General features: G+C 58.7%; 11 protein-coding genes and 1 pseudogene. 2 read left to right on the top strand and 10 right to left on the bottom strand.

The window, feature by feature from the left end:
* Positions 1-104: 104 nt before the first annotated feature.
* Together VGC62_RS05755 and VGC62_RS27880 are read left to right on the top strand one after the other, a co-directional pair.
* A complete protein-coding gene (locus tag VGC62_RS05755) occupies positions 105-824 on the top strand; it encodes a LexA family transcriptional regulator (protein WP_331186103.1) in 720 nt (239 codons plus the stop codon).
* Between the two features lie 462 nt (positions 825-1286).
* Positions 1287-1739, top strand: a pseudogene (locus VGC62_RS27880) (transposase); the annotation flags it as partial.
* A gap of 311 nt (positions 1740-2050) precedes the next feature.
* Here the strand turns inward: VGC62_RS27880 and VGC62_RS05745 are convergent.
* The 10 genes from VGC62_RS05745 to VGC62_RS05700 form a co-directional block, all read right to left on the bottom strand.
* Positions 2051-2674: an NIPSNAP family protein gene (locus VGC62_RS05745; protein ID WP_331186101.1), complete on the bottom strand. Its 624-nt coding sequence runs from the start codon at positions 2672-2674 to the stop codon at positions 2051-2053.
* Between the two features lie 15 nt (positions 2675-2689).
* Positions 2690-3889 (bottom strand): alpha-hydroxy acid oxidase, encoded by a 1200-nt coding sequence (locus tag VGC62_RS05740; RefSeq protein ID WP_331186100.1) that lies wholly within the window; start codon positions 3887-3889, stop codon positions 2690-2692.
* Positions 3890-3984: 95 nt separating this feature from the next.
* Positions 3985-5286: an MFS transporter gene (locus VGC62_RS05735; protein ID WP_331186099.1), complete on the bottom strand. Its 1302-nt coding sequence runs from the start codon at positions 5284-5286 to the stop codon at positions 3985-3987.
* A gap of 152 nt (positions 5287-5438) precedes the next feature.
* Positions 5439-6692, bottom strand: a complete 1254-nt coding sequence (locus VGC62_RS05730) for an OprD family outer membrane porin (RefSeq protein ID WP_331186098.1) — start codon at positions 6690-6692, stop codon at positions 5439-5441.
* Between the two features lie 197 nt (positions 6693-6889).
* Positions 6890-7390 carry a flavin reductase gene (locus VGC62_RS05725; RefSeq protein WP_331186097.1) on the bottom strand — a complete coding sequence of 167 codons (501 nt, stop codon included), beginning with the start codon at positions 7388-7390 and terminating at the stop codon, positions 6890-6892.
* A gap of 12 nt (positions 7391-7402) precedes the next feature.
* Positions 7403-8362, bottom strand: a complete 960-nt coding sequence (locus VGC62_RS05720; RefSeq protein WP_331186096.1) for a PDR/VanB family oxidoreductase — start codon at positions 8360-8362, stop codon at positions 7403-7405.
* 78 nt (positions 8363-8440) lie between these two features.
* Positions 8441-9181 (bottom strand): SDR family NAD(P)-dependent oxidoreductase, encoded by a 741-nt coding sequence (locus VGC62_RS05715; protein ID WP_331186095.1) that lies wholly within the window; start codon positions 9179-9181, stop codon positions 8441-8443.
* 10 nt (positions 9182-9191) lie between these two features.
* Positions 9192-9668, bottom strand: a complete 477-nt coding sequence (locus tag VGC62_RS05710; RefSeq protein WP_017846869.1) for an aromatic-ring-hydroxylating dioxygenase subunit beta — start codon at positions 9666-9668, stop codon at positions 9192-9194.
* Positions 9669-9695: 27 nt separating this feature from the next.
* Positions 9696-10961 (bottom strand): aromatic ring-hydroxylating oxygenase subunit alpha, encoded by a 1266-nt coding sequence (locus VGC62_RS05705; RefSeq protein ID WP_414705748.1) that lies wholly within the window; start codon positions 10959-10961, stop codon positions 9696-9698.
* Positions 10962-11017: 56 nt separating this feature from the next.
* Positions 11018-11551, bottom strand: a complete 534-nt coding sequence (locus VGC62_RS05700; RefSeq protein WP_331186093.1) for a nuclear transport factor 2 family protein — start codon at positions 11549-11551, stop codon at positions 11018-11020.
* Positions 11552-11553: the final 2 nt, after the last annotated feature.

Here is an 11553-nt window from a genome sequence, read left to right as displayed (position 1 = left end):
AACTTGTAACCGCGATCCCATCACTCACTCATATTTTCGACATTCATCTCATTTGAACACTTCGTTCATGTAAACGAACTTGAAGTCGCCGTAAACTTCATCCCATGAATACATCAGGTGATCGACTACGCGTGCTATTGCGAGAGTGCCATCTCTCTGCGACAGATTTCGCCGCCAACCGCAAGGTGACGCCGCAACACGTGAACAATTGGTTCAAACGTGGCATTCCCATGGCGCGCATGGAAGAGGTGTCTGAACTGCTCAGCGTCAATGCCCGCTGGCTGCGTACAGGCGAAGGTCCCAAACACCCCGGTGAACGCCGCGGCAAGGCCGAACATGAGCCTATCGCTCACAAAACACGCAGCAGCGCCCGTGACCAACTCGAACTCCCGATCTATAACGAACTGCACAACCAAGGCGCCAGGCGCCCCTCTGTGGCCGAAGTTCCTAACCAAAAAATCCGGCTCTCTCGTCGCGTCCTCGACGCCATGGAGGTCGAACTGCACAACGCCATTTGCATTGCCATGACCGGCAGCAGCATGGCCGACAAAATACAGGATGGCTCGCTCATCGGTATCGACCGAGGCAAAACCCACGTCATCGACGGCGAAATCTATGCCCTCGAACACGACGGCATGCTCCGCGTGAAATACCTCTATCGCCTTCCTGGGGGCGGTCTGCGGCTGCGCAGTCACAACGCCAACGAATACCCCGACGAAATCTTCACCGCAGAACAAATTCAGGGGCAACACATCCAGATACTGGGCTGGATCTTCTGGTGGTCCACCCTCAACAATCGCCGCCACCCGGCAACAGTGATTTGAACCCAAAAGGAAAACTCACGCAGGAGCATCGATGCTGGGCATGCGCGATAAACATCAGTATCCTGTGCGCCTTCGTTTTACCCCCCCTGGCTACCCGCACGGGGGACAAACAAGGCAACGCCCCAACGGCCGCCTCGTTTACTTCACAAGCGCTCCTTGCAGAGCGCACCTTTGCAGGCGGGTGCGGTTAGCCAAAAACTAACCAACCCTGCCCACGAGAAGCCGGCCACAAGCCGGCTTTTTAATTGTCCGAAATAATCCTGTCCCGTTCGAGAATCCTGCCGATAGCCTAGCTATTTCGGGCGTCTCAAGCGTTCCCCTGTCCGATGGTGTTCAACGCCATTTGACCTCATCCGACGATGAAGTGGGGGGACAGATGGGGGGACAAACGGACAGCAAGGGGAAATCAAATGAGTACGCTGAATCCGAAGCAAGTAGAAAATCTGACCGAGCCTGGCACCTAATCGGCTACGCCATGACAGACCTGCTCGCAAGGTCATTAAGCACGCGCAATGGCTGTTGCTGCGCAATCCCGAGAATCTGAAAAGGCCAGAACAATAGGTTCACTTGAAGGATTTGCTGGCAGCCAACCAATCGTTGATGACGGTCTATTTTTGATGGAGGCTGAACTTAAAACGCTCTGGACGCCGAATGCCGGCTGAGCCTGGAGATCGGCCTGGAAGCAATGGCTGCGCCATGCTCATGAAAGCGAAATACCGGCCCTGATTCAGTTCGCCAAAAGGCTAAAGGGTTACTGATGCAGCCATCGTGAGCCGCGCTCGCTGGCCAATGCACACCGGTCAGCTGGAAGGAATAAACAATCGAATAAAGGTCATCAAGCGAATGGCATACGGTTACCGGGACAGCGAATTCTTTTTCATGAAGTTCGAGAGCTTCTTTCCCGGCAATCCGTGAAGAACCTTTCAGGCTGATCCCTTTATCAAGGACAGCTAGGAGCGACTTCTCATCAGGGGCCGAACACATTAGCGCAGGTATGCCTTACCGTTCATCAAGCTGGGTTGCAGGAGGTGGGCTGACCATACATTGGCCTGGAACATTACACTCGCGAGTAGGCTAGTAATCTCCTCGTATCTTGCCGTCTGGCGATGGGGCAGGCTATTCAACGTCATTATGTTGTTTAGCGCAATTAAACGTGCCCAAGAGCCTCGTCGAATACGCTCATGGACAGCCTAATTTCCAGCAACTTGAACAGACGGCGTTAAGGTTTAGCGCAACGGCGAAAAGCTCGCGGGCAGGTAGGCGATGGAGTGCATGGTTCGCAGTTGCGGCCCTGAGTTTTCCGGTGGCCAAACTCCGTTAGCCACTGCGCGCATACGCACATCAAGGCGTTGCTCCAAGTTGGTGTAGGGCCAGATGTGCAGGTAGCGAGGTAGGCCGCCCGAGGTGGCGTAAAAAGCCGCATACACCGATGAGTAGTTTGCGCCAGTGCGCGCCCACACGGCTTTCGCCCAGCCATCGAGAGTCGGTTGCAGGCCGGAAGGAATCAGATCGTACTCACGCAATTCGTAGAAAGGCCCGTGGGCACCGGGAGCTAGGGGCTTGAGGAAGGGAAACAGGCAATAGTCGTCGGCCTGCATGTCGAGCAGGAACTCGCCGATACCGAAGGCATCGTCAGCCAGCAGATAACGCTCACGTTCGGCCTGGCGCAGTGCTTCACTGGGAAAGCCGCGTAGCAGAACGATGCGATTCTGCGGACCAATCTCCGAGAGCCAGCAGCCCATCAACTCCACGCCATCCAGGCTCTGCGCCAGGGCCGCTTCGATACGTGCCAGGACGACGGTCGAGGTGCGCACGCGCACGGTGAAGGTGATCAGTTCATACAAGCGCATGGGTACTCCAATCGGTCAGTAGGCCCGAACAACGGCGGGCCGCATGTTGAAGGTCAGCCATTCGGCCGAGAGGTCATCTATGTCAGGACAGCCCATCAGGTTGAGTGTACGCCGCAGTTCCTCTGCGAGCAGGTCGAGCGCACGAGCCGTGCCAGCCTCTCCCGCGACCGCGACGCCATATAGGCTGGCTCGCCCTAGCAGCACCGCATCGGCCCCCAGAGCCAGAGCCTTGACGATGTCGCTACCTCGGCGGATGCCGCCATCGAGCAGCAGTGTCAGCCGGCCACTGGCCAACGGCGCGATCAGGCGCAGGGCATCGAGTCCGCTCGCCGCGCCGTCCAACTGCCGCCCACCGTGATTGCTGATCACCAGACCATCGAGCCCGAGTGCAATGGCGCGCTCGGCATCTTCCGGGTGCAAGACTCCCTTGAGCAGCAATTGCCCGGCCCACTGATCACGTACGCAAGCCAGAGCGTCCCAATCGAGGAGCGTATCCATCTGCTCACCGATAAACTGCATCGAGCCCAGAGCCGTGCGTTCGTCTTCAGGCAGGTAAGGGTCGAGGTTACCCATCGATGGCAAGCCATGGGGCCACATCACCTGACGCAACCAACGTGGGTGGCGCAGCACCTGCAGCTTGTTGCGCAGGCTGAGCTGGCGGGGCCGCACGAAGTTGCGCCTGTCCCACTCGCGATTGCCCAGCACCATGGCATCGCAGGTCAACAACAGAGTACTGACACCGGCCGCCCTAGCACGGCCCAAGAGGCTAGCCTGAATGCGCGCATCGCGCATGGCGTAGAGCTGGAACCACAAATCGACGCCAGGCACCTGGCGAACGATCTCCTCCAGTGCGGCATTGGCCACGGTACTCAGACAGAAAGGCACGCCTCGCGCGGTCGCGGCACGCGCCAAGTGGATATCAGCATCACGGTGCAACATGCCGTTGTAGCCAGTGGGGCCAATCAGCAGCGGCAATGCAGCCGACTTGCCGAAGAGCGCGCGGGTGGTACTTGGTACATGGCAAGGCACCAACGCGCGCTGCTGCAGGCCAACTTCGGCATAGGCCTGGCGATTGCGCTGCAGGGTCAGTTCATCCTCGGCGCCGCCGGCCAGGTACTCCCAGACGAAATGGGGCAGACGCTGGCGGGCCAGTGCTGCCAACTCAGCAATGCTATGGACGCGACTCAAGTCGGTACCGCGGTAATAACGACGCATGTTTCGTTCCTCAGCGATACCTACGGTATCGTCCAACTGTAAAAAAGCTCGGGAGAGCGACCCGGGCAAAGGAGCAGGAACTCCATAAAAGGACACTAGGCGCTTGCCTCCTGCATGGCATATGGGCGATTACGGCTGATGCTGAGCAGAGTCAAGGTGGTGACCACGCTGAAGAACACCAGCATCAGCGATACCGGCCAGGCATCGCGGTAAACGGCGAACAGCGCCGTAGCAGCCAGAGGCGCCAGACCGCCGGCAAAGATCGAGGCGATCTCATGCCCCATGGCCAGGCCGGTGTAGCGCACATGGGTGGGGAACAACTCGCCCATAAGCGCCGGCTGGGTGCCTATCATCGCCGCATGGCTAAACGGCAGGCCGAGCAACAAGGCCAGGTACACCAGCAGCGGCTGGTGAGTGTCCATAAGCCAGAAGAACGGAAACGCGAATAGCGCGAGGCTCACCGAGCCGATGGCATACACCGCACGCCGGCCGATACGATCGGACAGCCAGCCCCAAAAGAGAATGCTGAAGGCCTCCACGGTCATCGCCAGCATCACCCCGATCAGCACCACCTGAGTCGACAGGCCGGTGAACTTGGCATAGGCCATGGAGAAGGACAGGAAAATGTAGGCACCACCATTCTCCGCCACCCGTAGGCCCATAGCCTGCAGTACCGCCTTGGGATGCTCGCGCAGAACCTGGAGCGCGGGCGGGTGCGTCTGAACATCATTCTTCGCGACCGCCGCCTCGAACTCGCGACTTTCCGGCAGGCGCCGGCGAATGTAGATGCCGACACCAAAGATCAAGATGCTGAGCAGGAACGGCAGGCGCCAACCCCAACTCATGAAGTCCGGTTCAGGCAGCATCTGTACCAGATAGAAAGCTACGGCGGAGAGTACGAAGCCGCCCGAAACACCCAGCTGGCTCCATGCCGCGTAGAAGCCTACTCGTTTGGCTGGGGCGTTCTCGCTGAGCATCAGCACCCCTCCCCCCCACTCACCACCCGAGGCGATGCCCTGAACGATGCGCAGAATCACCAAACAGATCGGTGCCAGATAACCGACCTGCTCGAAGGTCGGCAACAGGCCCATCAGGAAGGTCGCTCCCCCCATCATTGATAGAGTGATCACCAGGGCGTTTTTGCGGCCATGGCGGTCCCCAAGATGGCCGAATATCAGCCCACCCAACGGTCTGGCGACGAAGCCAACGGCAAAACCGGCAAAAGCACCGAGAGTGCCGATCACCGGGTCGGTGCCGGGCGGGAAGAACAACGGACCGAACACCAGAGCAGCGGCGGTACCGTAGAGAAAGAAGTCGTACCACTCCAGGGCGTTGCCGAACACCGAAGCGACGACGATGCGGCGCAGCGATCTGGGTTGTTCACGGTGAGCATGCATAGAAAACTCCACAGCGATGCTGCCCGCATACGGTTTTCGCCATAAGCGGGCAAGGGGTCGACGTCGAGTCTGCTCGCGACCTCGTAAGCCAGGGCCAGACAAAAGTAGCTTCACCTCATCTGACCGACTCGAAACAGATCGCGGACAGCCTCTTAGAAAACGTTCCAGGTGTAGGTGACGTAGACGCGGTTCTCGCTGAAGTCATTACCGAAGTCGTGCTGCTGCACCAGATAGTTCTTCCACTCCACGCCTACGCCTTTTAGCGGCCCCTCCTGCACCACGTATTTCACGGCTAGGTCGCGCTCATTCTCTGCGCCATCCGGGCGACCGGCCTGGGCGATGTCGCTGCCCTTGATGAAACGGCTACTGAAGGTCAGGCCCGGCAAGCCCAATCCGGCGAAGTTGTAGCCGTAGCCGAGCCCCCAAGAGCGTTCTTGTGGACGCATGAATGGCTGGTTGGCCCAGTTCAGCAAGTAGAACTGCGGGATGTAGCCGTTGGGTGTCGGGAAAATGCTATCGCCGAACATGCGCTGATAGACGATGCTCGCCTTGTGCCCCCCCTTAGTCAGAGTGAAGCCGCCGGAGAATGCGCGGTTATCGATCTTACCGTTCAACGCGTCACCGTCTTCCTTGTTGTTGAAGTAACGCACATCGGTACGCAGACCGAAGTCACCACCTAAGTCGGCAGTGTGGGCGAAGCCGACGTAGTGCTGTTTGTAGATGTCATGCATCACGCCATAGAAGTAGCTAGCCTGGAAGTTCTTGGTGACGTTCCAAGTAGCACCGCCGAAGTCCAGGCCTTTGTCGCTATCGAGGTTGTCGGTGGAGCCGTACTTGTAGAACTTTTCGTGGTTGGACGACTCGCGTGTAACAGCTGACCAGAAACGTCCACCGGTCAGGGTAAGACCGTCGATTTCCTTGGACTCGACCACAGCCCCCTGGAAGATAGTGTCAAGCTGACGGCTCGGGTCGTGCCAGGCGACTGGCAATTCTGGTCGCATATCACCGACCTTCAGCTCGGTCTTGGAGTACTTCATCTTTAACGTGGCACCAGCGCGGCCATAGTTGTCCGAGGCGCGGCCGCTGCCGGAATCCATAGGCAAAGAGCCGTCGTCGCCATGGGAATCCAGGCGAATAGCGTACTGCGCATCCACGTCCATACCGAACTGGATCGGCGTGTTGGTGTAGCCTGACGTGAATTGCAGGTCGAAGCCCTGGGACCAGTTGCCGACCTTGGACTGGACAGCATCGCTGGTGGTGAAGTCACGGTTCAGATAGAGATTCTTCATGTCCACCTTCAGGTGGCTGTCGTCGACCAGGTCTGCCTGTGCAGCCATCGGTGCAACGCCCCCACCGATAAAGCACAGACTTTTAAACACGCATGCAAGTGATGATTTTTGGAACACGTGACGCTCCTTTTTTTCCGGCGAGCCGGATGTTGTGGTATGAGCAGATCAACAAAAATCGATAACTTGGCAGTCAATTCACGGGGTGCTCTGAACGGCACTGTTATCCGCGAAGCAGGCAACGAAAGCCCTTCCCCGGCACGCAAGCGTCGGGGTTTTATAGGTTGGAAGCTTTTGAAGCTACGACCAATACGGCGTCAGCACAGCGCCTTGGATACCTCACAGAGCTTGTGATACGCCCGGTTGAAGTACACCAACCCCTCTTCAGCACTGCCCTCTTTGATACGCAGAACTTCGCAGTAAAAAATGCTGTGCGAACCAACTTCATGAACTTGAGCGATGCGGCAATCGAAGTTGACCAGGGCTTCCTCCATCACTGGCGAACCACTTTCCAGGGAGGTCCAGGCGGTCGCGGAAAATCGCTGATCGGAGCCGAGCTCACGATTGGCGAATACGCCTGAAATGTCCTTCAGATCTGCACTCAGTACGTTCACGCAAAGCACGCCGTTGTTCTTGAAGTGCACGTTAGAAGAGGAAGCACGGTTCATACACACCAGCAGAGTGGGTGGTGAATCGGTAACACTGCACACCGCCGAAGCAGTGAAGCCAAAACGTCCTGCCGGGCCATCGGTGGTGATCACCGAAACGGCGCCTCCGAGTCGGGACATGGCGTTGCGGAATCCGCTTACATCGACCATCGCTTTACCTCCTCAGATATCCAGAACCAGCTTTTTCGATTTGGCGCGAGAACAGCAGACCAAGATCTGGTCGTTGGCCTGCTTCTCATCCTCGGTGAGGTACACGTCGCGATGATCCGGCTCGCCTTCAAGCACATCACATAGACAGGTACCGCAGATGCCCTGCTCGCAGGAGATCTCGATCTGGATGCCGATGTCCGCCAGCGCTTCGAGGATCGTCTGCCCCTCGGCGACCTGCACCGTCTTGCCACTGCGCGCGGCGACCACCTCGAAGCTTGCACCGCTGTTGTCCACTTCAATCTGGAAGTATTCACGGTGGATATGGTCATCGGCATAGCCATGCTTCACCGACTCAGCGATCACCCAGTCCATGAATCCGGACGGGCCGCAGGTATAGACATGTACGCAGGTCTCGGCCTGGCCGAGCACGCGGTCCATGTCGAGCTTCTGCTCGGGTGCCTCATCGTCGAAATGGGTGTGAACGCGCTCGGCGAAACCGGCGCCCTGCAACTCGTCGAGAAAAGCACTGCGACTGCGCGAGCGGCCACAGTAGTGCAGTTCAAAATCCTCGCCTTTGGCATGCAGCGCATAGGCCATGGCGATCATCGGGGTGATGCCGATGCCGCCACCGATAAGGATTGAGCGGCGCGCCTCGCTTGCCAGAGGAAACAGGTTGCGCGGCGCACTGATCTGTACCTCTGCCCCTTCCAGCAACGTGTCGTGCACACTCGTGGAACCGCCGCGCGAGGCGGGGTCCCTGAGCACGCCGAGGCGGTATACAGTATTGTCCGCCGGGTCGCTGCATAGCGAGTACTGGCGCACCAGACCGGGGGAGATGTGGATATCCACATGGGCACCGGCTTCAAAGGCCGGCAGCTTGGTGCCACCAACCGGAATCAGGTCAAGAACGACGACACCGTCGCCCTGGAGCTGGCGCTTGCGCACCTGCACCGTCAAGAGCTCTTCAATCATCTCGGGCTCACCCGCATTGGACGTCAAGGTAAGAGCGCGGCCGCTGGTTCGGCCGTCGCATCATGTTTTCGTTGAAACTCAGCGCATGAACAGGCCACCATTCACGTCCCAGGTTGCCCCGGTGGTGAAATAGGCTTCTGGCCGTGCCAGTTGCACGATCAGGTCGCCGAGAAAATCCGCATCCCCCAGGCGCCCCACCGGAATATTGGCGAGCATTCCCCCCATGCGCTCCGGCGATACCGCTGTGTGCACCATGGGCGAGTCGATCGGCCCTGGCGCAACGGCATTGACCGTCACACCGCTTGCGGCCAACTCTTTGGCGAAAATCTTGGTCAGGGTGACGATGGCGCCTTTCGACGCGGCATAGTGCGCGCCGGTAGCGGTGCCACCGTTCTGCCCAGCCAGCGAAGCCATGTTGACGATGCGCCCGTAGCCGGCCGCCGCCATGTGCGTGCCAAATACCTGGCAGCCGACAAAGATGCTTCTGGTATTGAGGCTCATAACGCTGTCGAACTCTTCCGGGCTGATCTGCATGACCGGCGTGGTCATTGTCATTGCCGCATTGTTTACCAGTACCTGTAGAGCACCGAAGCGTGCCAGAGTAACGGCCAGTGCGGCCTCGAAATCGGCCTTGTTGGTAACGTCCAGTTTGAGCGCCAGCACCCGTTCACCACTGGCATCCAGTGCCTCGGCAGCAGCCTGGGCGCGTTCCAGGGAAAGGTCGCTGATAACCACTATGTAGCCAGCGGCGAACAGCCGGGCGGCAATGGCGTAGCCCAATCCTTGGGCTGCACCAGTGACCAGTGCGATCTGCTTCATAGCCGGGCCCTCAGAGGATGTAGCCGATACCCGCGAGGGTATCGTCGGAATTGATCAGCCGGATCAGCTTGCGCTGGATCTTGAAGCTCTCGCCGCTGCGTTGCAGTTCGTACACCGTGTCCGAGCTGTAGTGCTTGAGCACGTCCTTGCGGAACTCGCGCAGGTTTTGCGCACAGCGCACAGTGACAAACTCGCCGTCATTGAACAGAACGCGAAAACGCGAAATGGTGCGTACAGTACGCGGTCGCGGAGTAGTCGAAATCGACTCGCCACCGATCAGCCGCTGCACACGCAGCTCACGCATGTGCGCGTCGTCATAGGCGTAGTTCAGGCTGTTCTCGAAATCCTCTTCGCACGGGTCGATGGGGATGATGTAAGTGCCCTTCTGCGCCCACAGCGCCAACCAAGCGTCGTATTCGCTATGATCGAGCATGTCGCCTTCCTGCCAGATGAAGGCGGTGACTTCCTGAAGCAATTGCAGATTCATTTTCGCGTTCTCCGTCGGTCTGGTCGGTCAGGCCGACATCATTTTTTTCCACTGCTGGTACGCAGCGCGCATACCGGTTTCGGCTGACACGTCGCTGATCCGTCCGTCCTCGCTCGGCTTCTCGCCTGGCAGGCCTCGGTTGAGCATGATCCATAGATCTTCGCCAGCACTGGCGCCCTTCTGCACGCGCTCCCAGGCTTCGGAATCGTCCGGCGTACCGAAGCCCATCGGGCCTTGGAAGTGCTCATGCAGACGCAAGCGGTAGCGGTTGGCGGCTGCCGGGCCACCATCCATGGTGATCGCCGAGTGATGGATCTCCGTTTCGTTGACCGAGATCGGCTGCAGCACCCGGAAGAACGCCATAGAGCAGGCAACGTTAGGGAACAGATTGAGGTTGAAGCCCGAACCACCGACCGCACGGACGATGCGGCGGACCTGATTTTCCTCAATACCTTCGTCACGCAGCTCCTGGGCCAGGCTTTCAAAGCGGGTAGGAATCGGCGCATCAAGGTTGGCTTCCAAGTCGATCAGGTCAGGGATCATGACCATCACGCTGTGGCCGTTGCCGAGGTCTTCGACATAGCCTGAGCCATCAACGAAATCGAGCATGTCCATGGTCTGCTGATCCACCGAGTGCAGGAACGACTTGTGCACCAGCGGAAAGTGGTAGGCGTCCGTGGTGTTTTCCAGTTGAATCTTCCAGTTGCCGGGGAAGCGGAAGCGGTGTTCGCCCGGCACCTTGATGCCATAGCCAGCACCCTGTTTCATGAACAGATCCATCCACTTTTTAGCTGGACCGAGGAAGTCCACCAGCGGCTCGATGTCGTCCTTGAAGGTGGCAAAGACCATCCCGGCGTAGCTCTCTGTACGCAGGCTGACCAGTGGCAGTTCGCTCTTGTCCAGGCAATCGCCGTAGCTGTCAGGGTGCGGAATGCCGCGCAGAGAGCCGTCCAGGGCGTAGCCCCAACCGTGATAGGGGCAGACGAAGCTGTTGGTCTTGCCCTTCTTGTGCTCGCAGACGGTGGCACCACGGTGACGGCAGCGGTTGAGCAGCACATGGATCTGCTTCTTGCGATCACGCACGGCGATCACTGGCTGCTTGCCGATATAGGTGCTTTTGTAGCTACCAGAGTCAGGAATTTCGCTCTCGTGAGCGACCCATACCCAGGTGCTGTAGAAGATCTTTTCCATCTCGGCGTCGAACAGCTTAGCGTCGGTGTACAGCGAGGTGTGTACGCGGTCGGCCTGCACCAGTTCAGCGGGATCACATTCGAGGTTCACGACATCGATCATGTTATTCACGGTTGGCTCCTCGTCGGCGTGCTTGGCCGACTTCAAAAAGTCTTGGGTCATTGAGCGACAGGTCGGCCTGGAACGGGCAAGGCCACCTCGCTGTTCCAGGCATCCACCGGACGACTGAACAGGTTCTCGGTCTGGAAATGCGCCATGCGCCATTGCCCGTTTTCCTCGGCGAAACGCACGGTCAGCCGCGCTGCATTGAGGTGCGAAGCGCCACTGGCGAAGGTTGACGTCTGCAACATCACCCAACTGCCCGATGCGCCGCCTGTGTCGACCTCGATCAGCTCGCTGGTGAGGAAGTGCACGTTGAGGGCGAAGTGCGCCGGGGTCTTCATGTAGGTGGCGAACATCGCGCCGATTGCCTCGCGACCACGGTAACCGCCGAAGCTGTTGGCGTACTTGGCGCCCTTGCCTTCCCAGACCGCATCGGCCGTGAACAGGCCCGCCAGCTCAGTCAGTTGCGTGCTTGCATCGAGGGCATCGCACAGCACCATGTAGCGATTCATACAGGTGCGTATGGCGTGCTCGGCCTCGAAGCGCGTGAGGCGCGCTTCGAGATTGGCGATTAGGGCTTCGTTCAACATGA

The sequence above is a fragment of the Pseudomonas sp. genome (genome assembly GCF_036404235.1).
Taxonomy (GTDB): domain Bacteria; phylum Pseudomonadota; class Gammaproteobacteria; order Pseudomonadales; family Pseudomonadaceae; genus Aquipseudomonas.
This window is presented reverse-complemented; position numbering and strand designations above follow the sequence as displayed.